This window comes from Bacillus sp. TH30 (genome assembly GCF_016650875.1).
Classification (GTDB): Bacteria; Bacillota; Bacilli; order Bacillales; family Bacillaceae_G; genus Bacillus_A; species Bacillus_A mycoides.
Map to the genome: position 1 here is coordinate 359,572 of NZ_JAEKEY010000001.1, position 25,308 is coordinate 384,879.

23 protein-coding genes and 5 pseudogenes are annotated in these 25,308 nt (G+C 32.9%); 24 read left to right on the plus strand and 4 right to left on the minus strand.

Going from position 1 to position 25,308, the window contains the following annotated elements; all coding sequences use genetic code 11:
• Positions 1–542: 542 nt before the first annotated feature.
• The 8 genes and pseudogenes from JFU20_RS30000 to JFU20_RS01880 all read left to right on the plus strand — a co-directional run.
• A pseudogene (locus JFU20_RS30000) lies at positions 543–899 on the plus strand (group II intron reverse transcriptase/maturase); the annotation flags it as partial.
• 359 nt (positions 900–1,258) lie between these two features.
• Positions 1,259–1,531 (plus strand): annotated as a pseudogene (locus tag JFU20_RS01850) (DUF1064 domain-containing protein); the annotation flags it as partial.
• Between the two features lie 43 nt (positions 1,532–1,574).
• Positions 1,575–1,718, plus strand: a complete 144-nt coding sequence (locus JFU20_RS01855; protein WP_201038252.1) for a hypothetical protein — start codon at positions 1,575–1,577, stop codon at positions 1,716–1,718.
• A 139-nt stretch (positions 1,719–1,857) separates the two neighbouring features.
• The gene (locus JFU20_RS01860; RefSeq protein WP_151304156.1) at positions 1,858–2,229 is read left to right on the plus strand and encodes an ArpU family phage packaging/lysis transcriptional regulator; all 372 of its coding nucleotides are present in this window, start codon (positions 1,858–1,860) and stop codon (positions 2,227–2,229) included.
• Between the two features lie 761 nt (positions 2,230–2,990).
• Positions 2,991–3,188, plus strand: coding sequence for a hypothetical protein (locus tag JFU20_RS01865; RefSeq protein ID WP_002069589.1), 198 nt, complete (start codon positions 2,991–2,993; stop codon positions 3,186–3,188).
• A 351-nt stretch (positions 3,189–3,539) separates the two neighbouring features.
• The gene (locus JFU20_RS01870; protein WP_016097159.1) at positions 3,540–3,773 is read left to right on the plus strand and encodes a hypothetical protein; all 234 of its coding nucleotides are present in this window, start codon (positions 3,540–3,542) and stop codon (positions 3,771–3,773) included.
• A 117-nt stretch (positions 3,774–3,890) separates the two neighbouring features.
• Positions 3,891–4,055, plus strand: coding sequence for a hypothetical protein (locus JFU20_RS01875; RefSeq protein WP_003193050.1), 165 nt, complete (start codon positions 3,891–3,893; stop codon positions 4,053–4,055).
• A 32-nt stretch (positions 4,056–4,087) separates the two neighbouring features.
• Positions 4,088–4,741, plus strand: coding sequence for an IS6 family transposase (locus tag JFU20_RS01880; RefSeq protein WP_201038253.1), 654 nt, complete (start codon positions 4,088–4,090; stop codon positions 4,739–4,741).
• 539 nt (positions 4,742–5,280) lie between these two features.
• On the opposite strand, the gene JFU20_RS01885 is transcribed toward JFU20_RS01880, so the two are convergent.
• The gene (locus tag JFU20_RS01885) at positions 5,281–6,570 is read right to left on the minus strand and encodes a glycosyltransferase family 2 protein (RefSeq protein ID WP_201038254.1); all 1,290 of its coding nucleotides are present in this window, start codon (positions 6,568–6,570) and stop codon (positions 5,281–5,283) included.
• 307 nt (positions 6,571–6,877) lie between these two features.
• Here JFU20_RS01885 and JFU20_RS01890 point away from each other — a divergent pair.
• The 9 genes and pseudogenes from JFU20_RS01890 to pseI all read left to right on the plus strand — a co-directional run.
• Positions 6,878–7,642: pseudogene (locus JFU20_RS01890) on the plus strand (glycosyltransferase family 2 protein); the annotation flags it as partial.
• Positions 7,643–7,648: 6 nt separating this feature from the next.
• Entirely contained in the window at positions 7,649–9,052 is a 1,404-nt protein-coding gene (locus tag JFU20_RS01895; RefSeq protein WP_201038282.1) for a CDP-glycerol glycerophosphotransferase family protein, read from the plus strand.
• A 33-nt stretch (positions 9,053–9,085) separates the two neighbouring features.
• The gene (locus tag JFU20_RS01900; RefSeq protein ID WP_151304152.1) at positions 9,086–10,111 is read left to right on the plus strand and encodes an SDR family NAD(P)-dependent oxidoreductase; all 1,026 of its coding nucleotides are present in this window, start codon (positions 9,086–9,088) and stop codon (positions 10,109–10,111) included.
• A complete protein-coding gene (locus tag JFU20_RS01905; RefSeq protein WP_016097152.1) occupies positions 10,108–11,070 on the plus strand; it encodes a dTDP-glucose 4,6-dehydratase in 963 nt (320 codons plus the stop codon). The genes JFU20_RS01900 and JFU20_RS01905 overlap by 4 nt, the downstream gene beginning before the upstream one ends.
• The gene (gene pseC, locus JFU20_RS01910; RefSeq protein ID WP_151304151.1) at positions 11,070–12,275 is read left to right on the plus strand and encodes a UDP-4-amino-4,6-dideoxy-N-acetyl-beta-L-altrosamine transaminase; all 1,206 of its coding nucleotides are present in this window, start codon (positions 11,070–11,072) and stop codon (positions 12,273–12,275) included. The genes JFU20_RS01905 and pseC overlap by 1 nt, the downstream gene beginning before the upstream one ends.
• Positions 12,276–13,271, plus strand: a complete 996-nt coding sequence (locus JFU20_RS01915) for a cytidylyltransferase domain-containing protein (protein ID WP_151304150.1) — start codon at positions 12,276–12,278, stop codon at positions 13,269–13,271. It abuts the gene before it with no gap.
• 39 nt (positions 13,272–13,310) lie between these two features.
• Entirely contained in the window at positions 13,311–14,411 is a 1,101-nt protein-coding gene (pseG, locus tag JFU20_RS01920; RefSeq protein ID WP_151304149.1) for a UDP-2,4-diacetamido-2,4,6-trideoxy-beta-L-altropyranose hydrolase, read from the plus strand.
• 1 nt (position 14,412) lies between these two features.
• On the plus strand, positions 14,413–14,973 hold the full coding sequence (gene pseH, locus JFU20_RS01925) for a UDP-4-amino-4,6-dideoxy-N-acetyl-beta-L-altrosamine N-acetyltransferase (protein ID WP_151304148.1): 561 nt from the start codon (positions 14,413–14,415) through the stop codon (positions 14,971–14,973).
• Positions 14,966–16,015, plus strand: a complete 1,050-nt coding sequence (gene pseI, locus JFU20_RS01930) for a pseudaminic acid synthase (protein ID WP_016093949.1) — start codon at positions 14,966–14,968, stop codon at positions 16,013–16,015. The genes pseH and pseI overlap by 8 nt, the downstream gene beginning before the upstream one ends.
• Before the next feature lie 125 nt (positions 16,016–16,140).
• Here pseI and JFU20_RS01935 read toward each other — a convergent pair whose 3' ends face one another.
• The 3 genes from JFU20_RS01935 to JFU20_RS01945 all read right to left on the minus strand — a co-directional run bounded on the left by JFU20_RS01935 (position 16,141) and on the right by JFU20_RS01945 (position 17,853).
• Complete coding sequence (locus JFU20_RS01935; RefSeq protein WP_151304147.1) at positions 16,141–17,118, minus strand: CgeB family protein; 978 nt, start codon at positions 17,116–17,118, stop codon at positions 16,141–16,143.
• A 31-nt stretch (positions 17,119–17,149) separates the two neighbouring features.
• On the minus strand, positions 17,150–17,395 hold the full coding sequence (locus JFU20_RS01940; protein WP_002169373.1) for a hypothetical protein: 246 nt from the start codon (positions 17,393–17,395) through the stop codon (positions 17,150–17,152).
• Between the two features lie 224 nt (positions 17,396–17,619).
• On the minus strand, positions 17,620–17,853 hold the full coding sequence (locus tag JFU20_RS01945; RefSeq protein ID WP_002016601.1) for a hypothetical protein: 234 nt from the start codon (positions 17,851–17,853) through the stop codon (positions 17,620–17,622).
• Positions 17,854–18,056: 203 nt separating this feature from the next.
• Between JFU20_RS01945 and JFU20_RS30645 the strand changes: the two genes are divergently transcribed.
• From JFU20_RS30645 to JFU20_RS01985, 7 genes and pseudogenes are all read left to right on the plus strand, one after another.
• Positions 18,057–18,548: an S-layer homology domain-containing protein gene (locus JFU20_RS30645; RefSeq protein WP_369811993.1), complete on the plus strand. Its 492-nt coding sequence runs from the start codon at positions 18,057–18,059 to the stop codon at positions 18,546–18,548.
• A 3-nt stretch (positions 18,549–18,551) separates the two neighbouring features.
• Complete coding sequence (locus JFU20_RS30650; RefSeq protein WP_369811991.1) at positions 18,552–18,869, plus strand: S-layer homology domain-containing protein; 318 nt, start codon at positions 18,552–18,554, stop codon at positions 18,867–18,869.
• A 506-nt stretch (positions 18,870–19,375) separates the two neighbouring features.
• On the plus strand, positions 19,376–20,038 hold the full coding sequence (locus JFU20_RS01965) for an IS6 family transposase (protein WP_151304146.1): 663 nt from the start codon (positions 19,376–19,378) through the stop codon (positions 20,036–20,038).
• A 206-nt stretch (positions 20,039–20,244) separates the two neighbouring features.
• On the plus strand, positions 20,245–21,195 hold the full coding sequence (locus JFU20_RS01970) for a nucleoside hydrolase (RefSeq protein ID WP_061675856.1): 951 nt from the start codon (positions 20,245–20,247) through the stop codon (positions 21,193–21,195).
• A 307-nt stretch (positions 21,196–21,502) separates the two neighbouring features.
• Positions 21,503–21,679: pseudogene (locus tag JFU20_RS01975) on the plus strand (IS4 family transposase); the annotation flags it as partial.
• Between the two features lie 367 nt (positions 21,680–22,046).
• Positions 22,047–24,476, plus strand: coding sequence for an insecticidal delta-endotoxin Cry8Ea1 family protein (locus JFU20_RS01980; RefSeq protein WP_201038255.1), 2,430 nt, complete (start codon positions 22,047–22,049; stop codon positions 24,474–24,476).
• Between the two features lie 331 nt (positions 24,477–24,807).
• A pseudogene (locus JFU20_RS01985) lies at positions 24,808–25,161 on the plus strand (IS4 family transposase); the annotation flags it as partial.
• Between the last annotated feature and the right edge of the window lie 147 nt (positions 25,162–25,308).

Below are 25,308 nucleotides of genomic sequence, written 5' to 3' on the forward strand. Positions count from 1 at the left end.
ATTGTATGAAGCTAGGTGAAGTCGGCTGAACAAAACCTAAGTGAGAAATCATATGGTAATGGATAGGTCGGGATGCTACAAAATATCTATGGTGAGAATGTCTAAAATAACGGACTGGCGAACTTGCGAATGTACGGGTCTAAATTATTAATACAATAGAAATTTGTATGTCGTCAATGATGACGTTATCTACCGAAAAGTAAGAGTAAAGGATACGAAATTCGGAACATCTAACGATGAGGGTGTAAAGATAACAGGCTTAAAGCAAGCACCTAAGGATATATGTATAGCTAAGTCAATCGGAACGTGGTAAGCAAGAAACTGTCACCAACGCCTACTAGCGGACAGATGCATATAAGGTTCTAACGAACCGAAATTGCTTCATTCTTGTGAAGGTGGGGACAAAGTACCGACGAAGCATGTAACGAATGTGGAGGGATAGTCCCTAGTCTTGTTCTTTGAAAACTAAATTAACTAGATGTAACTCACAGGATCGAGTAAGATGATGGGACTTTTCGTAAGAAAGGGGAAATAATACATCGGTGAGTACAACATTACGACATGCAGAATATTACGATATACAAAAAGTGTTCGATGATTTATACCAACGTAGTGAAAATAACGCTACTAAAGGTGTAAATCTATATAAATACATCATATCAAAAGAAAATATTCTATTGGCATATAGAAGTATAAAGGCTAACAGTGGTTCTAAAACTGAAGGAACAGATGGTATTACAATCGACCATTATAAAATGGAAGATGTAAATTCCTTCGTTGACGATATTAGAAAAACTCTCACAAATTACAAACCAAATACGGTACGTAGGGTAGAAATACCTAAACCTAATGGGAAGAAACGCCCATTAGGAATCCCTACAATGAGAGATAGATTGATTCACGCTACAAATGACGAGACGATTAGAACATATATGAGAATTCTTCAATTGAACGATAAACAATTGAAGAAAATAAACAAACTCCGTAAAGCTTGTAATCTAGTTACTTTAGTATAAAAGGATAAGATGGGGCGCTGTATGCGATGAAAGTCGCACGTACAGTGCTAAGCGGGGGAAAAGATGGAGATAACTTCAAAGTCTTACCTATCGCAACTATTAGAAAGTGAGATTAGCAGTTGATTAAAAAGAAAAAGACTAAACCTCTTAAAAATAAACAAAAAGTGAAAGTACAGAAAAAGAGGAAACCGAAGATTAAGAGCAAGCCGATCATGATTGATGGTATATAGTTTGATTCTAAAACTGAGTCGGAGTATTACATGTACTTAAAAGGCAAGGGTGAAGTCACTTGTATAGAGTGCCACCCTAGCTATACATTAATCCCTTCTTTTGAGATTAAGAGCAGTATAACAAAGTCAGGGAAGTCGAAAAAGGCAGCTATGAAGTTTACAACGGACTTTAAAATAACGTACTCAGATGGGCGTGTAGAAGTGGTTGATGTGAAAGGAAGTAAACGAGCTATCAATGAAGGATTTCCGTTACTTAAGAAGTTAGGTGAACGGACAAGATCATAAAGGGGTGAGTGTTATAAAAAGATACGAAGGTACACGAAAATATATGTTGTTTCGAAAAGAACCAGGGTTTGGAGATAATCAAAAAGTTTGGTTGTTTGATGTATTTGTGTATCAGGGTTTAATGGATCATTTAAATGATGGGTGGCAGTTTAGTAGTGGAATTACAACTAAGAAGAAAATAGCTTAATGGATAGCGGAACAATGACTAACAGTGTGGAGGGGGCTGTATTGTAGTCATCGTTCCCTTATTCAACAATGAGATAGTAAAATTTCACGTATCTTATGTGATGTTAAAAAGAGAAATTCAGAAATAGGGGGATTCCTTCATGGAAAGGCAATTAACTTTATTACCAGCGATCGATGATAAGAAAGTACAAAAAGAAGTAGTGAGCGTATTAAAGGAATACAGAGCACTCAAGATGCGATTCAATAATGAAGTGGAACAAGAAGGAATCAGATTGTTTCCAGAGATACGAAATTCAAGAAGAATAAGCGAATTAAAGGTAAAACAGATGGAGAAGACTTTGGAGCATATCTTAGATAAGGAAGAAAGAGACATTATTACAATGAAGTTCTTAACGAATGAAAGAGTAAAAGATTCAGATGTTTATCATGACCTACTACTCAAGAAGACTTACTTCTATGAGAAGAAGCAAAGTGCAGTGAAACTGATTGCTACAGCATTAGGGATTATCTAAAAAACGCGAACAAAAGGCGAACTTTTTTGGGGACTAAATAAAATGCCGGAAATTATAAGCTATTCCTATAAACAGTTCTTTGAAAAGAGAATACGTTTTGGGGATAGCGTTCCCATTATAATAACGTTACTCGGTGACGCGGAGGCTAGAGGGGATAAGAGCTTCCCGAAATTATTTATATTTTACTTCTTATTGAGTGTATAAGCGTTCCACCTTTCGTTTGTAGGCTCATAGGTAGTAAAACCACGCCTGTCATGTGGATTTCTTGATTTCTATGTTAAAACTAGATCGGCACCAATTGGATATGATGGTTTGATTGAATGAACTGCATGTCATAAAAGAAGGAAAGTATAAATTATATTAGTAATTGCTACCGACAATCACCGATATAAGTCAGGCTGTTCTTCTTAAACGATTAACCGAGCAGAGAGCTTCCGCTCTTTGTTTGAGCCAATACAGCTGAACATTCCCCTCAGTTTTATGTGTTGGTTCAAACAAGGCGTAGGAAGAAACATATGCGTCTGGATATAAATCTTTTATAATTCGACATTGGCGAAAATGACATTAAGTAGCCGACTCTACGGAGTATAAACGAGAAGACTGAGAGTATCTAGAATAGCAGAGGCTTGAAGAGATACTTATTGCCATTTGTTCTCTCTCTTCCCCTTCAGGAGCTGTCACTTCGGTGATGGCTTTTTGTTTTGTAGGATATTCTTCTTTTCTGTCGAATAGATAGATTGGGAGAGGTGGGGAATAAGTAAATGAAAAAATTTATAATAAGCATAGAAGCAGTCGATGGTAAACAACACGAATTTGAAATTGAGTATAAAAAGACAGTAACAGTTGCTGCTATAGAAAATTCTATACAAGCAAGAGAAGCTAGATTCTTCAGATTTGGAGATCGTATGGTTAATTTGGACAATGTATTCTCTTTAGTGGTAAAAGAGAAGAAGGATTAAATACAAAAAAAGCATCCAAAACGGGTGCTTTTTTCTTTGTTATATAGAAATTACACATTAACCATTAAGCATATTAGGGAATATCAAGCATAGAATGATATTGACACACCACGATTTCAAGTTTATTGCTGCGTTTTAGTGTTACCTCTATGTTCACGAAAGGGCACCTGGATAAGGTGCCTTTTTGATGAACTATTTTGATAAAGAAATCATATAGTATAGTGTAGGACAAGTTAACCGCTTATATCCTATTCAATGCTCATCGAGAAGTCCATTCACATATTTTAGCATCTACTGACGTGGGTGCTCTTTTTTATTGAGCAAAATGTACATTTAAATAGAAGGTTAATGGTGGGTGTAACATTAGAGGAATTAGAAAAGTGTTTTAATGAAGCTGTAAATGAAGAAGCAGAGTATGTAGCTGTTCAGATTGAAATGGATGGATTTCCTAGCGATGAAGTAATTATTAACGACAAACATAACATTGATTCTAAACTAGCTTATTATAAGAAAACGTACAATGAAGATTTAGAACATAGATACACTCCAGGAATTTGTATTGTAGGTTTTGCGTATGGTTATTAGTTCTCAGGAATCCTACGTGAATTAGGATTGTTGGTGAAGTAGTGATTAAACCAATAGCAATTATCGTAGGCGCTGCCGTCTTGTTTGTTGTTAAGGGGATGATAAGGGGTGAGGGGAATGTGGGGTCCAACAAGTTTTAAGGATGTTTTAGAGATTATTTGGTACTACAAGTGGGAGTTTTTCAAAGCACTACTTCCTATAGGGATTCCAGTATTTTCACTTGGATTAGGAACGGGTTGGCTGGTTCTGGTGCAAAAAATCTATAAAACTTGGACATACTGATATTACTACTCTAGAAAAGGTGTGTGATCAGTATGAAAAAGGAAAATTTGTTCAAATGGAAGCATTATCAGCCTGATATAATTTTGTTAACGGTAAGATGGTACCTACGGTATAACCTCAGTTTTCGTGATTTGGTGGAAATGATGAAGGAACGGGGCTTATCTATTTCTCATACCACGATTATGCGTTGGGTTCATCAGTATGGCCCGGAATTGGACAAACGAATTCGTCGTCACCTTAAGCAAACCAATGATTCTTGGAGAGTTGATGAAACATATATAAAAGTTAAAGGGCAATGGATGTACCTGTACCGTGCTGTTGATTCGAAAGGAAACACAATCGATTTTTGTCTAAGCAAAACAAGAGACCGAAAGGCTGCAAAGCGCTTTTTCAAGAAAGCTTTGCGGTCTTTTCATGTATCAAAGCCACGTGTGATAACAGTCGATAAGAATCCGGCTTATCCAATAGAAATTGAACTGTTGAAAAAAGAAAAAAGCATACCTGATGGTATGCAACTTAGACAACAAAAGTACTTGAATAATATAGTAGAACAAGATCATCGCTTTATAAAGAAGCATATCCGTTCTATGCTAGGGCTCAAATCTTTTGACACAGCTATATCCATTCTTTCTGGAGTAGAAGCCATGCATATGATTAAAAAAGAACAGATTAATTTACGGAACTAGTCTATCCAAAATCAGAAAGAATTCGTCCATCAATTGTTTGGACTTGTAGCATAAGATACGATTCCGTTAGGAATATATATGCTTTATTCTCTTTTACTTTATTTTTGCACCAGAACCTAAAAGAATCAATGGGAAAATCAGAACTATTTGAGAAAGAAAAAATAAAAAAAAGAAGTGACTGTTTTGACAGAATTGAGAGAGTCATAATGGTACATCAAAACTTCATGAAGAGAAGAAGTGCACCTATTATCATATAGAATTTGTTGTGAAAGATGAAAGAAACAAGCATGCAATAATGATGAAGTATGGCATTATATATATTTCTTATTATTCGATAGGATGATGTTATCTGCATTACTAATATTGATAGATGGTGACCCCTACTAGCAAGCTAAGGTTTTGAAGTACCCCCTAAATGAAAACTTTCTTTCTCTACAGGTAGATATTTTGAGAAAATAGCTCATTTTTTTGTTTTTGGGTGCTTACTTTTCTTAAGTTGATGGGCATGGGGATAGTCCTTCTTGGCACAATCTCGTTTGTCAGTCTTCTTGGTACTCTTCAGCTAAGTGAGATGGATATGATGAAATAGGAGGACCAATTTTAAAGTAGGATAAGCTAGTTTTTGAAATCGGTATACAGTTCTTTAATAGATACAGTTTTTGTAACATGTCTTTATCTATTGGGTGAAGCATGCGATCTGTCATAATGAAATAATTGTGATGATAGATAAATACTTTCCCTTCAGGTAGAATCGTGTAATTAGATAATTTCGGGTAAATAAGTGGTCCATCTGAAAATTCATCTAAACTACGTTGCGAAACTTTAATAATTTCTTGAGCTGAAAATTTAAACTTGCGAAATGCTGTAGTGTTAATAAATGGACGTTTTTGATTATTTTCTATATAAAATAATTCTCCTTTTTCATTTTTTACAACACGTAAATTTGGAATGGGTTCTGTAAGAGATATAGGTGGTCCTTCTGTGTATTTGTAAATAAATGGTTCAGGTATTGGGACAATTTGATTTTCATTATATTTGAAGTAAGAAAGCATTTCTTTTGATATGGGCCTACGTTTATAATTATCAACTAAAAATACGTCACCTTGTGAATTTCTAAGCAATATACCATTTAAATCTTTAGATGGGAGGTTGGCATATAGATTTTGGAAGGAAAAAGGTGTTTTGAAAGTAATATCGAGCACTTTGTTAATAGGATAGAAAGGTTGGAATGTATTTAGACGTTTCCAAAACATTGCATCTCCGTTAAACCAATATAGAGGATCGGTCTCCCAATAATTACTGTATTTTTGATAAACCTTTAATAAAATTCTTCTTGTATGCATAACTGAACAGTGATCCACAACATTTGCAGCTGTATATAAAATTTCCGAGGCTTTCCTTACATATTCATGAGTAGGTTGTAGATTATAATCAACACATTTTACGTGCTGAGAAGAATACACCACATCTATTTCAGGACTTTTTTGTAAGAAAGATAACATTTCAGCTAATCTATTTGGAACGTACATAGTATCATCGGTTAAATAGCAAATATAATCTCCGCATGTTAATGGAAGCGCCTCATTAATGAGCGTTGCATATCTTGTGGTTTTATATCTTTCATTACCTAGTATAAAACTATTCTTATAATAAATTCGAGGGTCATCTAAATACTTTTTTATGATATTTATAGTATCTGGATAAGAGTTATCATCCATAATAAAAAGTTCCCACTCTTTAAAAGTTTGCATCTGAACACTTTCAATAACTTGATTAATTAAAGAAGGTTTATTATAGCTAGTGAGGATAATTGAAATTAGGGGTTTCAAATTTGTCACCTCTTGTGAGAATTTTGAATAGCTTAATATTTTCAGGTGGATATTAATTGAATCTTTGGAGTTAGTTGTTTCTATCTATTGATATTTTCTTTTTTGTATTTAAATAGTTTATTACTTGTTCATAGATATGGTATAGACTATAGCGGATTATAAAAAAGACGCATGGGTAAATAAAATAGCTACTTTATCATTTTATTACATATATAAATCTTTTTTAAGATTATTGGAACGGTTCGTCCTTTCTCTTTATATAATAACGTAACTATTTTTTATTTAATGATAAGGAGGAGAGTAATATTTGCCTAAAATTACAGTTATTATGACGAGTTATAATAAGCCCACATTTGTAGAAAAATCGATATTAAGTGTATTAAACCAAACTTTCCAAGATTTTGAACTTTTTATTATGGATGATGATTCTAACGAATTGACTCAGAAAGTGATTCAACCATTCATAAACAAGAAAAATGTACACTTTTATAAAAGTAATGTAGCCCATATTTCTGAACGAACAAAAAAAGTCAGATATGCTGCTTTAATTAACGAGGCACTTAAACATGCAAAAGGGGAGTATATTACTTATATTACAGATGATAATCAATACGAAAAAGAGCGACTTAAAATGATGTCTAGTTATCTTGATGAGAATAAAGATGTTCAAATTGTATATTCTGCATCAAAAACGATCCATCTAGATGAATCAGATTTACCTATCAAAACTGTTGAAAGGCCTGCAAAAAAAGTCACTAATAATGCGCCATGCGCAATTGATCATTGTTCTATAATGCATAGAGCATCTGTTTTGCCGATTCTTGAAAAAAGGTGGAGTACTTACTGGGATGAAGACCCTCAGTTTTATCGTATAGGAGATGCACGCTTTTTTTGGAGATTAAATCATTATTGGGATTTTTATCCTTTAGATGAAATTTTAGATATCAATTATATTACTTCACATTCAATACATGCGCAGTTATTTGCGGAAGAAAAAAATGAATTTGTACAATTATTACCATCACAAAGAACATGTAAAGAATTAAGAGAAGACTTAAGAAAAAAAGAGGGTGAAATATTGAGTGACATCTATTTGAAAAATTACTGGTTATTAAATCTAGAATATATAAATGTTTTTTCTGAATTAAAGCATTATAATGTTCCTTTACCATTACTGAGTAATTTCTATCAATATTTGGACGAAGATGTAAAAAATAAAATGAAAGAAAAAGATTTTTATAAACAACTGTCAATTGAACCTATAGAGGAAACACAGTTGCAGTTAGAGTTTGAAAAAAGAATGTCTTCATTTCAATCAAAGATAAAAAGAATAAATCAAAATGGAGTGATTCTCCTGAATTCAGATTATCTCCGTTTTTCAGTAAGTAATTTTACTCACTTTAATCCAAATCATACAAAGATATTAACTAGATCAAAAAAGACAGAACTTTATGGTCTTCCTACAATTTGTGCACCAGATTATATAAATAAAGCCCCTAATACTGCACATGTTTTCATCGAAAAGGCTAAGAAAATATATTCAAAGTTTAATAAACATCCACTATTTTCAAACATGTTTTTTCAAAAAAAATTACTCAGCGACCTCCCTATTATGATTGAGAAACTTAATATGGCTTATTTCATTTTTAAGGAACAAGTTATTTCTGGTGTGATTGTTGGCACAACGGAGGATATAGCAAGCAGAGCTCTTACTTTTCTATCTAAAAGTGAAGGGATACCGAGTTATTGTCTTCAGCATGGTGCGATAATGGGTGAAGAAGCATACTTTCCAGTTTTCGCTACAAAACAGGTTGTATATGGAAGATATGAACGAGATTGGTACCTTCAAAAAGGGGTCAGTGAATCTCAAATTGAGATTATAGGGCATCCCAGATATGATGATATCTTCGATAGGGTATATATGGATAAAAAGAATCTTTTTAAACAATTAAAAATAGACCCCTCTACAAAAGTGGTTTTTATTGCAACCCAGCCATTTAAAACTTCATTTTATATCGAATTGACAGAAAAACTAGTTAAAAACAAAAATATCACAGTTATTATAAAGCCTCATCCTTGGGAAAAAGGGCGTAACCTAGTGGGAGAATATGTTCGGTTAAGTAACGTATATCCTAATGTTAAATATATAACAAATGAAGTGAACATGTATGATGTTATTTTACATGCGAATCTTGTGGTTATTTCTAATTCAACAGTTGGGTTAGAGGCAATGTTATTAGATATACCTGTAGTTGTTTATAAATCGTTATTAGAGGATAGAGATTATAAGTATTATGATAAATTAGATTGGCTTGTAAATCACTCTATTGAAGATATGGTGGGCACGATTGAAAAGGTCCTAAACGATTCTTTGCAGTCAAGTCTAGCAAAAGAATTAAGACAACAATTTATTAGTGAAAATTATCCACAAGAAGTAAGCACCAAAAAGTTGCAAGGCTTAATTCAAAGCGCACAAGGATAAACATTATTTTAAAAAGAGGAGGTATTCATATCTATGTTTTTTAAAAATAAAAACGTTTTAATTATTGGTGGAACAGGAACAATTGGAAAAAGCATTCTTTCTAATGTTTTAGAGGGAAAGCCAAAAGTTATAAGAATTTTTAGTAGAAGTGAATATAATCAATTTGTATTACAAGAAGAGTTTAGAGGTAAAAATCAAAATATTCGCTATTTAATTGGGGATATTCGAAATTATGATCGCCTATATAGCGCAATGGAAAATATTGATTATGTGTTCCATGTTGCGGCGATGAAGCATGTTTCATTTTGTGAATATAATCCGTTTGAAGCGGTATTGACCAACATTTTTGGAACACAAAATGTAATAAAAGCAGCAATTGCCCAGAAAGTAAAAAAGGTGATTTTCACAAGCTCTGATAAAGCAATTTCACCAACAAATAATTACGGTGCAACAAAACTAACAGCTGAAAGATTGATAACATCAGCGGAATATTCAAAAGGATCTAGTGAAACAATATTTGCAAGTGTACGTTTCGGAAATGTTATGGGATCGAGAGGTTCTGTTATTCCCTTATTTGAAAATCAAATTAAAGAAAATCACAAAATAACTGTAACTGATCTTAGTATGAGCAGATTTATGATGACACTGAAACAAGCAACGATGTTAACCATTGAAGCAATGAAAATAGCAAAGGGCGGTGAAACTTTCATATTGAAAATGCCAGTTATTTCATTAAAAGATTTAAGTGAAGTGATGATAGAAGAAGTTACAAAGTTGTATAGTTTGTCCAAAGATAGTATTAAGATTGAAGAAATTGGATTAAAACCTGGTGAAAAAATGTATGAAGAACTTATGACACATGATGAATCTTTACAGGCTTTTGAATTACCGGATATGTTTATCATACCAAGTCCACTAAAAAAAGGTGCTCAATATGAAAATGCCAATAGAGCGAAGCCAGGATTTTATCGCTCAGATCATCAAGATGCGATTTCAAAAGAAGAACTTAGAAATTTGATTATAAACCAGCAATTACTAACAGGAGGGGAGAAACTATGAAAATATTAGTAACTGGTGGTGCAGGATTTATTGGTAGGTGGGTTGTAAATCGATTATTGCAAGATAAGCATGAAGTATGGATATTAGACAATTTAGCGAATTCAACTACAGCAAATATTATCGAGTTCGTTCATGATTTAAACTTGAAGCAATGTATACAAGGAGATATTAAAGATAAAAAATTGGTGGACCAATTATTTAAAGATCATTCATTTGACCTTTGTTATCACCTAGCAGCAAGTATCAATGTTCAAGATAGTATAGATGATGCCAGAACAACTTTTGAAAATGATACAATAGGTACTTTTAATTTGTTAGAACAATGTCTTAAGTATCATGTCAAAATGGTCTTTATGAGTACTTGTATGGTATATGATAAAGCTACTAATATACAAGGGATATCAGAATTAGACCCGATTAAACCAGCTTCTCCATATGCTGGATCAAAAATCGCTGCTGAAAACATGGTTTTATCTTACTATTATGCTTATAAGCTTCCAGTTGTGGTAATTCGTCCATTTAATACGTACGGACCATTCCAGAAAACTGGAGGTGAAGGTGGGGTTGTTGCCATTTTTATAAATAATAAATTAGATAAAATACCAGTAAATATTTATGGAGATGGGAAACAAACGAGAGACCTTTTATATGTTGAAGATTGTGCAGATTTCGTTGTGAAAGCAGGCTATTCTTCTAAAGCAAATGGTCATATTATCAACGCAGGAACAGGACAAGATATATCAATTAATAAATTAGCAGAATTGATTTCGGGAAATAAAGTAAGTATTCAACATGTAACTCATATCCATCCACAAAGTGAAATTCAAAAATTATTATGTAACTATGAAAAAGCAAAAACAATATTAAATTGGGAACCGAAAGTTTCTTTAGAAGATGGAGTTATTAAAACAGAAGAGTGGATTAAATCTTTAAAAATTAACCCTAAGGAGAAAGAATAATGGCCAGGGAAATTCTCGGTATACATGGGGGAAATCCTGTTAGAGGAACATATTTGCCTTATGGTCAACAACAAATTGATGACCATGATATTCAGGCAGTTATAGATATATTAAAAGGAGACTTTTTAACGACAGGACCAACGATTCAACAGTTTGAGGAGGCTATAGCAAAATATGTTGGGGCAAAATACGCTGTTTCTTTTTCAAGTGGTACAGCTGCTTTGCATGCTGCCTGCTATGCAGCTGGAATCACAGAGGGAGACGAAGTAATTACAACCTCAATGACATTTGTAGCAAGTGCAAATTGTATTTTATACCAGGGTGGAAAGCCAGTTTTCGCTGATATAGACTATGAAACATACAATATCAGTACTAGGTCTATAGAGGAAAAGATTACAAACAAAACAAAGGCTATTATTCCCGTACACTTTACTGGGCAGCCTGTAGAATTAGATAAAATAAAAAAAATAGCAAATGAGAATAACTTGATTATCATTGAAGATGCAGCACATGCATTAGGAGCCACTTATAAAAACCAAAAGATTGGTTCAATTGGGGATATGACAATGTTTAGCTTTCATCCTGTGAAACATATTACAACAGGAGAGGGTGGAGTAATTACTACAAATAATACTTTGCTTTATGAAAAGCTTGTTCAATTTCGTACACATGGAATTGAAAGGAATCCTCAAAAACTTCTTGATAATCATGGGCCTTGGTATTATGAAATGCAATTTTTGGGTTACAACTACAGGATGACTGATATACAGGCTGCTCTTGGCTTATCACAGTTAAGTAAATTAGATTCTTTTATTAAGATTAGAAAGAAATATGTAGACATTTATAATAAAGAATTTAATAGTTTACCTGAAATCATCATACCAAAGCAATTGCCCCAAACCCACTCAAGTTGGCACCTTTATATCATTCGGTTAAATACTAAATTATTAAAGGGTAATCGAAAAGAAATTTATGAGGCATTACAAAAAGAAAATATTGGTGTGAATGTGCACTATATACCCGTACATTTACAACCGTTTTATCAAAATTTGGGTTATAGAAAAGGCCTTTGTCCACAAGCCGAAAATTTATATGAGGAAATTATTACACTTCCTCTATTTCCTAAAATGACAAAAGGTGATGTAGGGGATGTAATAAAAGCAGTAAGAAAAGTTCTTTCGTTTTATAGAGTTGCTAAACATTAAATGAAAGGGGTGTTATTAGAATTGCGAAACAAAAAGTTGTTAAGAGCAGTAACAAAAGTTGATATAAAAAAAGGAGAAATCATTACAGCTAATAAAGTTGATATGGAACTAGGTATCGTTGAAAATGCACTGAACCAGCTTCAGTTTGAGGAATTATTACCTCAAGTAGCTTTATATAATTTGCAAGCAGGAACTCCATTAACGAAAGAGGTTATTGAACCTCCTAAAGTAGTAATTATTGTACTTTGTAGGTTAAAATCTACTAGGTTACCTTTAAAGGCAATATTGCCAATACATGGAGTTCCTTCCATTGAACGATGTCTTATAAATACATTAGCTATTCCAGGGAAACACCAGGTCATACTTGCTACTTCAGATATTGCACAAGATGATCCTTTGGAAAAATTTGATTTAGATGGGAAAGTTAAGATTTTCAGGGGTGATCCAGAAAATACCGCTGATCGCATATTCCAAGCTGCAAAACAAGAAAAGGCAAATATTGTAATACGGATTACCGGAGATTGCCCAGTTGTATCACCAGAAATTAATACTTTTTTACTAGATCAACATTTGAAAAGCGGTGCAGACTATACACAGGCAGAGTTAAGTACGTTACCTGTCGGAACAGCAGGCGATATTTTTACTTTAGAGGCAATCGAACGATTGCTACAAACCCCAAAAACTTTAACCTATGCAGAATACCTTCCGTTTTATTTTATTAATAATCCACATTTATTCCGGGTCAATATAGTAAAACTCCCTCCGCCATTTTGTTACCCTACTTGGAGGTTAACATTAGATGAACAACCAGATTTAGATATGTTCAATGAACTTTATAAAAGTCTGAATGTAAAATCTAAACCTTTATTTTTTCATCAAATAAAAGATTATATCCTTCGAAATCCTGAACTTATTCAAATCAATAGTCATGTGAAATTGAAATGGGCAAATCAACAATCATTAGTGGATGAGTTAAATAGAGAAACGAAATTATAAATTAATAAATTGTAGTGCTTTTAGTGAGGAGGGAGTAACTTGCTTGAGAAAAAAATTGCCTTTCGCGCCGACGCATCTATTGAAATAGGTACCGGTCATATTATGCGTTGCTTAACACTGGCCCATGAGTTACGGAATAAAGGTGCTCAAGTTTATTTCATTTGTCGTAAGCTGCAAGGTGATTTGCAGCAATATATTTTAAATAAGGGATTTCATGTGTTTTTGTTAGATGCAGATGGTGAAAATACGAATTTCTTAAGTACAGTACACGGGAGTTATTTGGATTGGCTAAAATGTCATTGGTTTGTTGATGCACGACAGACCAATGATATTTTGTCGCAACTTCCCAATTTTGATTGGTTAATTGTTGATCATTATGGATTAGATGAAAAGTGGGAAACTGCTTTAAGAAAAACTGTAAAAAAGATTATGGTAATCGATGATCTTGCAGATCGAGTACATGATTGTGAATTGTTATTAGATCAAAATCTATACGAGAGTCTTAATGAACGCTATAAAGAATTAATACCAGAGCACTCTTTAATAAAATTAGGACCTAAATATGCCATATTACGGCCAGAGTTCCATTCTGCTAAGAAATTTTTACGAAAAAGAACGGGTGCGGTTGAACATATTTTTATATTTTTTGGTGGGCACGATGTAACGAATGAGACATTAAAAACGTTAAGAGCTATACAAAATATTAATAGTGATACTTTAAAAATAGATGTAGTGGTAGGAAGCCAAAATCCTCATAAGAAAGATATTCAAAATTATTGCAAGAGCATTTCAAACGCTTCATTTTATTGTCAAATAGAGAATATTGAAGAGTTTATGATACGAGCGGATTTAGGGATAGGAGCTGGGGGCACAACAACATGGGAGCGCTGTTTTCTTGGATTACCTTCTATAACAATTACAACTGCACAAAATCAAATAGAAGTAACCAAAGCTGTGGCGGAGGCCGGAGCTACATGGAATATCGGTACAGCTGAAAGTGTTTCAGATGAAACCATTACGAAATGTCTAAACAAACTTTTAACAGATTCAGATAAAGTGAGAGAAATGTCTAATAAAGCTCTTGCCATAAAGTGTGCCAGTAATTCGGATGAAATAACAAAAATTATTTTAGGAGGATAGTATGTTAAACATTGAAAAATTCCATTTGAAATGTATAGAAAAGAAAGATTTAAATCTTATTTTAAAGTGGAGGAATACAGAAGAAATTCGTTCTGTTATGTACGAAGATCATAAAATAACAATAGACGAACACTATAAATGGTTTGAAAAACTAAAATATGATGAAACAATGATTGCAAGATTACTAATATATAAAGAAAAGCCAATTGGATTTGTTAATTTTACAAAAATAAATAAAATAGATCGAACTTGTAATTGGGGATTTTATATAGGAGATAAACAGAGTGTAAGGCGTGCTGGAACTGTATTAGGTATAGTAGCATTAGACTATATTTTTGAAACAAATGGCATACAAAAAGTATGTGCAGAAATATTAGAATCAAATCGTATTAGTTTAAACTTTCATCAGAAACTCGGCTTCCAGGAAGATGGAAGATATGTGAACCATATTTTCAGGGATAATGAATTTATCGACGTTATTACAATGACCCTTTTTTATGAACGATGGATGGAAAGGAAAGAAGCTATAAAAAAAGAAATTGAAGGTGAAAAATATGAGTAATTTATATATCGGGGGTAGAGAGATTGGCAATAGCTCGCCACCATTTATTATTGCAGAAATGTCAGGGAATCATAATCAATCATTAGATAGAGCCTTGCAAATTGTAGAGGCAGCAGCAGAGGCTGGAGCACAAGGATTTAAAATTCAAACATATACACCAGATACAATGACTTTAAATATAGAAAATGGTGATTTTTTAATTCAGGATACGAAAAGCTTATGGAAAGGTAAAACACTTTATCATTTATATAAAGAAGCATATACACCATGGGAGTGGCATAAACCCATTTTTGATCGCTGTATAGAATTAGGAATGATACCATTTAGTACTCCATTTGATGAAACTGCTGTAGATTTTCTAGAATCATTGAATGTTTCTTGTTATAAAATCGCATCTTTTGAAAATACTGATATTCCCCTCATACGTAAAGTAGCAATGACAGGAAAACCAATAATCATTTCGACAGGTATGGCTTCTATTGCTGAATTAGATGAAACAGTAAGAGCTGCGAGAGAAGAGGGATGTAAAGAATTAATTCTATTAAAATGTACAAGTACGTATCCTGCATCTCCGAAATCTACAAATATAGCTACGATACCTCATATGAAGGAGTTATTTAAATGTGAAGTAGGTTTGTCTGATCATACACTTGGGGTAGGAGTATCTGTAGCGAGTGTCGCCTTGGGAGCCACAGTAATTGAGAAACATTTAACGCTTTCGAGATCGGATGGAGGAGTTGACGCTGATTTTTCAATGGAACCTGCTGAATTTAAATTATTAGTAAGCGAAACTGAAAAAGCATGGGAATCTTTGGGGAAAGTATATTATGGCCCTACTGATTTAGAAAAAGATTCTTTAAAATTTAGAAGGTCATTATATGTTGTAGAAAACATAAAAGCGGGAGAGGCTTTCACGATAGAAAATATTAAAGCTATTAGACCAGGTAATGGCTTATTACCAAAACACCTATCCAAAATTATCGGAAAGAAAGCGAATAAGGACATTGAAAAAGGAACACCTGTTTCGTGGGATCTTATTTGATAGGGTACAATTAGATACTACTAGGAATTCGTTGAATAAATTAAAATGCCTTTTCAATTTAATGAAAAGGCATTTTAATTTATTCAGAATGATTATAGAAGAAAAGATATTTTTAATTTAATAACCTAATGAAGTTGTGATTGTAAAATAGTCGTAATAAAATGGATTCTCTCATGAAAAGTATGCTGTGTAATAACTTTTGTATGAATTTTTTTGACCATTAATCTTTTCGAAATCGTATCATTCAAATGAAAAGATACTCTATTTAAACAGTCCTCAAAGCTATTATAGGATATAATTTCATCTTTATTGAAGAAAGATGAAAGGTCAGATTTTTCTTCAATAATTTGAAAGCCTTGGCAAGCTGCAATATCAAACGTACGATTATTAATGGTATTATTTTTTACTTTATTTTTATTTTTATTCTGTGAAAATAGATGACTACGATGAGGGTTTAATATAAGACTAGCGTTATTATAATAGAGTGCAACTTCTTGAGGTGGAATCCATTCTTCTATAATTTTAATTCTTCGGTGATTTTTCCATTTTTTAATTAACTTATTTCTCCAGTGTTGACCAATAACAGTATAGTGATAAGGGGTTTTTTCCAAAAGAAACTGCATCAATTTTACTCGAGTTGGATAAGGATATCCAATGAACAATATTTCACTTTTATATTTCGAATTTCTTAGACCAGGCTTAAATACATCTATATTAGTTGCTAATGGTAAGTGGTATACATTGGTATATCCTAAACCTGAATAATATTTAAGTGCTTCACTATCAATAGTAAATATAAAATCGAAGTTATTTAATAGAAGAAGAGAGGTATCTATATAAAATGGGTCCTCTGTTAACCAGACAGCTAATTTAATGTTCCTTTTTTTAAAATATTGAATTGCTTTTTGTGGTAGATGATTACCTAATAAGGTGAAAACAATATCAGGATGAAACGTTGTTATAATGAAATCCAATTGCTCTATTAATTCACTCGGCTGTACTGCTAACCATTCGAAATTTTGATCGATAAGTGTTCTCTGTATGCTTTGATCTAGATATTGATAGATTTTTGAGTAACCAGAAGTAATGTATAAGAGTTTCATATTTCAATCCCTGCTTTAGGTTTAAAATATATTATGAGATAAATGTAACACTTTCTATTTCTTTACAACTGATCTTAGTAATACTTGTAGTAGGAGGAGTAACTGAATTTTCCTCTTCTAATGTGACGATACAAGTATTAGGGTTAAAATTTGTAAAAATAGCAGGTCCAATAATATTTCCAGATTTACCAGTCACAGTAACGACTTCGCCTGGTTGTAAATTTTTAAAAATACTACAGACTCCACCTGAACAACGAAATAAATTACATAAGAACAAATTTATCCCTCCTTTAAACAATATACTATATCATATGAAAGTATGTAGAGGGATGTGTAGACAAGTAACCTTTAGAAGGGAAAAAATTCAGTTTAAAGCAACTTATTGAAATGATAGATACAATGGAATAATACATTTTGGAGCATTTTGATTAGATTATCCATAGTTAAGACATTCATTAGAATGTCTTAACTATGGATTGAACTTTAACCACTTGAAGCATCTTAAGGGGTGGTTAAAGTAACACTTTCTATATCTTCACAACTTATGAATATGGTATTGGTAGAAGAGGGGGTTATCACATCTTCTTCAACTAATACAACCGCACAAATAGTCGGAAAGAACAATGAAAAAGTAGCAGGTCCAATAATTTGTCCTGATTTAGTGGTAATTGTAACAACCGTTCCTGTTGGCCACGAAGAGAATAAAAAACAAGCCAAACCTGTACATTCTGCCATATTAAGCCCTCCTAACTTTAAGTTTTGATTAATATAATTCAATTCAATTCAAACATTTCATATTGTATGTGGTAACAATATGAAATGTTTGGACTAATAAAAAACTAGAATTATATAAAAACGTAAAAGTAGTATATTAACTTACATTTATCTTTTTTAGTTAGCCTGGATGTTATTTGTTTTTAAAAATATAATATTTTAATATAAAAGAAGTTAGTGAGAAATATCCTTGGGTTAAATGGTTTCAAAAAGATGGAAACTGGTATTATCGTGATAAAGAGGGCCCTCTGGTTAAAGGCCTACAATCTATAAATGGATACAAATACTACTTTAATGAAGATGGTGTTATGCAAACAGGCTTACAAACTATTAAGGGACAAGTATATTATTTTAACGAAAATGGTACTATGGTTACAGATTGGAAAGACGTAGATAATAAATGGTATTATTTTAATGAAAATGGCATTAAAGTTCCTAATGTATTTTTAGATGTTCCAGAAAGTCATTGGGGATATGAACAAATATCATATATGGCAGGAAATAAAATTATAAATGGATATGGGAATGGTTACTTTGGTGCAAATGATAATCTTACACGTGAACAATTAGCAGCCGTCTTATATAAATCTTTATCACTGCCGGATACAAGTGATAATCCTTTTACAGATATAAATGATAGCCCATTTAAAAAATAAATTTTGTCCTTAACGAAGAGCGGTATTTTTTCAGTAAATGGGGAAAAGACATTTAATCCAAAAAACGCTGCGACAAGGGCTGAAATTGCAGTAGTGTTAACAAAAGCATTTAACTTGAAAATCAAAGCTAATTATGAATTTAATGATATGAAAGATCATTGGGCGAATGAATATGTAAAAGCTTTATATAGCAATGGGATTGCAAGTGGTACAGGAAATAAAAATTTCAATCCAGGAGCGAATGTTTCAAGAGCAGAAATGGCTGTATTTTTATATAGAGCAATCAACTTAAATCTAAATTTTGTACCAAAGCCTATTTAATCTTATAATAAGATGGTTTTAATACGAAGCCTATATAGGCTTCGTACCAGTTTGTTTTGAAATTGACTCATCATTTTGAGTGTAAAAAAGTTTATATCAACACAATTCATCTTTTCTCTAATCAAAGTTATAGGTTTTGAAAAAACTAACTAATTTGATCAAAAAATGCACCCTAATTGTTAGTCACATAATTGACAATTAGAGGTGCATTTTTTATAGTCTATTTTTAAAATACAAGCACTAAGACGGTATATAAGGTGTTGAAAATTAAAAAACAATTTCTAAGTGTGGATTTGAAATAAAGTCGTACCGTTTTGAAAAAAGTTTAACCGTTTTAAAGAATACATTTTAAAAGAAATGTTGTTGTAGCAGGATTTATGATGAATTTCAATCAAACTTTTTTATAAAAATTGTGTATTAGTTCACAAGAGTAATTCTATTTTTAATCAATCTTTTTTCAAAGTATGAAGGGTTCTCTTTTAATACAAACAACTTTTTAATATGTTTTGAATCAAACTTTATTTAAAAGAAACAGCTACTATTGTCGTTTTTCTTTAAGCTATCGCGATGTATCTGAACTTTTGAGAGAGCGTGGCATATCGGTTCATCCAACAACTATTATGCGTTGGGTCCATGAATATGGAAATTTGATCTATCAAATCTGGAAAAAGAAAAACAAAAAGGTACAATCATCGTGGAAATTAGATGAAACTTATATAAAAGTGAAAGGAAAATGGCGTTATTTATATCGTGCGATCGATAAGGATGGATATACATTGGATATTCAACTTCGAAAAACAAGAGATCATCAGGCAGCATATGCCTTTATGAAAAGATTGGTGAAGGCTTTTGGAGAACCAACGGTTCTTACAACGGACAAAGCCCCAGCGCTACTTTGCGCGTTTAACAAATTAAAAGAACAAGGTTTTTATAGACGTACAACTCATTGTACAGTCAAACATTTGAACAATCTCATTGAACAAGACCATAGACATGTAAAAAGGCGTTTTGCCAAATCCACAGGATTTCAAAGCCTTCGTCATGCTTCACGTACCTTGAAAGGTATTGAAACCGTTCATGCTTTATATAAACGAAAACGAAGTTTGCAACAACCAAACTTCGTTTTTTCGACGTATAATGAATTACAACAATTACTAACGATTGAATAAAACCCATCTGCAATCATACCAACTTTTTCTCTGTTAAGAAACTTTGCAACAGAACCCTTGACATAATATCAAATTTAGATGAGCAAAGCTATTTCAAGTGAATAGAATCCACTCTTTAAGAATACATAAAATATATACATACAAGCTTAGTCTGATCACTACATCATTAGTGAAAGTAGGATTCTATAGATTTGGGAGGAAGAGATATGCAAAAAAAGGTTCTCCTGTTTACAGATTTGGGGATTGATGATGCGTTTGCTATACTGTATACCTTTTTTCGTAAAGACATTCATCTTGTAGGAATTGTAGCCGATTATGGAAATGTATCAAGAGAAAATGCAATAAGAAATATTAACTATTTGAAGTACATTGCGGGAAGAGAAGAGATACCTGTATTCCTTGGTGCTTCTGTACCGTTGACAGGTATATTGATTCAGTATTTCCCTGAGGTACATGGAAAAGTCGGATTAGGACCTATCATTCCCCCTGAAATTTCATATCCAGTTTATCCTTTAAATGATATTTATCAAATTATAGAATCAAATTTAGAAGATCTTACAATTATCAATTTAGGAAGACTTTCTTCGCTAGCTACGACTTTTGTATTGAATTTAGAAACAATGCGAAATGTTAAAGAATGTATTTGCATGGGGGGGGCTTTTTTCTATCCAGGTAATGTAACTGCCGTGGCTGAAGCTAACTTTTACGCAGACCCTTATGCAGCAAACTTAATTCTGCAGCATGCGAAGAAGTTGACAATTATTCCTTTAAATGTGACTCAACATGCGATTGTTACACCCGAAATGGTTCAGAAAATAGATGAGTTTCATCGGAATACACAGGATCTTGCAGGACTCATCATCAAACCTATGTTAGATTATTATTATAATTTCTATTCTAAGTCTAATCCTGGTATAAGTGGAAGTCCTATGCATGATTTTGTAACAGTGTGGTATTTGCTGAATCAAGAGGCTGTTAGCCTTTCAAGGGTACCCATTAAAGTCATTCCTGATCAAGGGGAGGGATTTGGTCAAAGCATTGCAGACTTTCGTTTTGTTACTAATCCAGGCTATAAAACACATAATGTAGTTTTTCAGTTTGATTATGAAAGATTCAAGAAGGATATTATGGAAACATTCCTAAAGAAGAGAGTGTAACAGACTTTATTAACTTCAGATAATACGGATTATGTGAATGAAATATCACTGCATTTAACGTACCGGAATTCGACTTTATTAGGTTGAAATTCGTCTAGCATACAAAACTTCCGAAATGTTGACTGTATCCTATCACTATCAAGCTAACAAAATAAAATCCCCCTAATTGCTGGTACATTAAAATTTTAACTTGATGACCATGTGGTGCTACCCTTTACCCATCAACTTAAGAGATTTTAATACCCTCAAGTACCAAAAAAAGTCATCCTTTCTAATCTAGCTTATTTAGAAAGGATGACTTTTTTTAATGAATCTCTCGATTCAAGATGAACTACAACCATTTGCAGAGGAATTACAACGATATGTGACACCTGTATTTTTAGAAGAACTTGCAAGAGAACTTGGGTTTGTAAAGCAGAAACGTAAGTTTTCTGGCTCAGATTTAGCCACCATTTATATCTGGATTAGTCAACGAGTCGCTAGCCCTTTTATTAAAACTCAACAAATGTAAGAAAAGTTATAATATTATGTCTTTTTTAAATGATAGTTAACCTTTAGTGTATGATTTTCACATTAAATTTTCTTTTTTTACTACGTTTATTAAGAGGAATATTTAAAAATACACTTTTAAATAAACATAATAGCTATCAAAGGCGGGGATTTTCATAGAATTGCTAAATGTTGTGTCAATCATTACTATTAAGACTATATCCCAATGAAATTAGAGTATACTTCTTCTATTTTCAAGACTATAGGCATGAATTTGATAAGAAAATATTTCTGAATTTTTGTATCAGAAGCACCCAAAGAACAAAGCATAAGGGGATTTACTTATGGGAACGGGGGATTTTATGACAAAGAAACAAAAGAAAATATTATCTATCGCATTAGCTACAGGTGTATTTGCTGGAACCTACATTCCAACTGCTTATACGGCATTTGCAGAAAATGAACAAAAAGAAGATTTACAAGAAAATCAAACAAAAAATATTAATCAAAATAGCCTTCCGATAGATTCATATGGTTGGTTTGAGAACCCTTATAAGGGAGTAACTTTTTCACAATTTATAGATGCATTTAATAACAATCAGTGGCAACCTTTATTAGTCAATATTAAGAACAAAGGGGATGCTGGTTCGGGTACTATTTCTTTTCTAAAAGGCATGATGACAACAGGATTATCATTATTACCACCACCAGCTAGTCTTTTAGCAAGTATTTGGAGTGTGTTTATTCCTACTAATGATGCTAACGGAACGGATATGTGGAGGCAATTAGAAACATACATCGATGAAAAAATAGATAGTAAAATAAATGATTATCATAAATATCTTATGGGTGCTGAATTTAATGGGGCTATGTCAGCGATAAAAGAGTATCAACGGGTTCTCCAAATATATAATGACAGTAAAAATAGCTTAAAAAGAGTAGAAGAGCCTGGCACACCAGTGATTGAAGCTGTCCGAGCAGCAGATAGGAAGTTGAAAGAATTTATTGCTGTTATTCAAACGCCTGAAAAATCAAATGATTCTGTATATCAACAAATAACAGCTCCAATCTTTGTGCAAGCTGCAAATGCTCATCTCTTATTACAGAGAGATATGATTTTATATGGTGAAGAATGGGGAATGGATAAAGATCAATGGCAAGGATATAAGGATAATCAGAAAAAACTTATTCAAGAATATACGAATTATGCTATGAAAGTATATAATGATGGATTGGAAAAAAGGAAAAAAGAAGCTGAAGAGATTAATACGCAACAACCAAATAGAAATACTGACAGATGGAATCATATTAATGATTATGTAAGGGAATATACATTAAGCGTTTTAGATTTTGTAGACTTGTTTCCAGCAACAAATCCTGAAACATATTCTAAAGGCGTAATGCAAGAAAATTCTAGGCAAATTTATTCTTCTATTAAAGGCGCAGTCATACCACAAGGAGGAACAGGGGAAGGAACAACATGGGAAAACATACAAAAGATCCTAGATTCTCAAGAATATAAAGGGGATCTGCACAAGCTTGATATACGATCCTTTGATCGTATTGATGCTATTCAACCATGGTTTTCTGATAAGCAGAATGGTGGTTCCAATTGGACTACTCCTGGATGGACTGGAAATACAAGTGGGGGGGCTTTAAAGACTCTTATAAATCCTTCTGATAATCCGATTACTAGAGTTAAGGCGCAATCAAGCCGTACTCCTAATTATATTGACTTTAAATTTGATACTGGGGGAGATAACCCTTACTTTGGTAGATATTTTTCAGGCGGATCATACAAAGAAGATATTTTTGAATATCCGAATCAAAAACTTTCTCAAATTCACGCATTTAACAGAAGTACCTATCCAGGATTTGAAGGTATTGATGCAGTAGTATTTGGGTTTGTCGACAAGAATCTTACACAGTCGTCCACTTATCTAATGACAAATATGATAACAACAATCCCAGCTGCAAAGTATAACCGTGGAATGAGCAATTTTCAACCACAAGTGGAATCTATACATGCTAAGCAAAAAGCGATGAAAACTGATACTACCAATTCTTATTTAGCATATGGCGTCGAAATTTCTAAAGAACAGGAATATAAAATTAGATATAAGGTTGCAGCTAACGAGAATTCTAAAATCAGTCTTTCACATAGAAAACCTGGTGGTAACTATGCAAAAATAGATGACACTACTATTCCTATTACTGGAAATGCAGCGGACACTGTTAAAGGAGAATATGGTTCTTACAAGATTGTAGAAGGCCCTATTGTTAAGTTAACAAAAGGTGCACATGATTTGAAATTGGAAAATTCACAAGGTAAATTCTCCTTAGATCAAATTGAATTAGAACCTGTGGAACGGGATCAAGTGATAGCGCGGGATAATTTTGACGATCAACGGTTAAATTGGATTAACCTAGGTGGTATTGTAAATGGAGGTATCACAGGGAAAGCTGGTATGATTGGTACAAATGGAGATACTTGGACTTATATTCAAGATCAAGTATTACCATTCTCTAAATATACCTTGAGTATAAAAGTGAAATTGAATTCCAATGATGGAAATGAGCGACAAAAGGTAACGATATTCACAGATAATTTGAAACATGAGCGAATAACAAAAACAGTCGAGCTTAAGGGGAAAGCAGGCTATCAAGAAATACAACTAGAATTTATTACAAGTAGGGATTTAGCAAACACTCATGTTGGGATTCTAACGTCAAATGGAACATCTAATATATTATTTGATGATGTCCAAGTTATAGGTGCAAAAAAAAGCTAAACTAATATGGGTTCTGATGTAAAAACTTTGAAACATATAAAAATGGTTTATCAAACTTGGATATACTGATAGGAGCACCATACATGCCCATCAACAATACCCCTAAGTACCAAGAAAACGTTATTCTTTCTAAACTGATATGCTCTCCTTTAGGTAGACAGATAAAAAATAAAAATCTGTTTGCTTGAAGGAGAGTTTTGTTAATGTCTAAAAAAGTTTACTCTGCGGAGGATAAATTTAACATATTGAAAGAATGGGAGGATGGTAATTATTCACTAAATGAACTTGAGTCCGTTTTTAAAGTAAGTCGCATCAATCGAAGCACTCATCAAGTCCTGAGGGACTGAATCAACGGTTTAATAAGGCGGCCGTCCTACTTTTACACCCCCTACTAGCCGAACTACTAAGAAAAAAATTGGCCGCATCTATGCCGATTTCTTCTCCATACACTTCTGTTTTCAAGCATACTCGTATTTTAGATTCAACTGCATTTCAACTCCCAGATGTATTTTCATCGGTTTATCCAGGTGGACAGTTCCTACATATTCATACAGGTCCAGGTAAACAACATGATCGCACTTACGGCTCTCTGTGTGTCCCAACTGTAACAGCAAATGATTTATGTATCCGAGATTTAGGTTGTTTTCATTTAAAAGACCTTCAATACATACAATATAAAAAGGCAAGCCAGTATGGAAAATAAAATTAACCCAGAATTATTGGAATCATGAAATGAGGCTTTTAAAAGGAATGCTTATTTCTTCAATCACTATCAATTTTGTTTTTTGAAATATCCCTATTTAATCAAAGGGTTATTAAAAATCATATAACG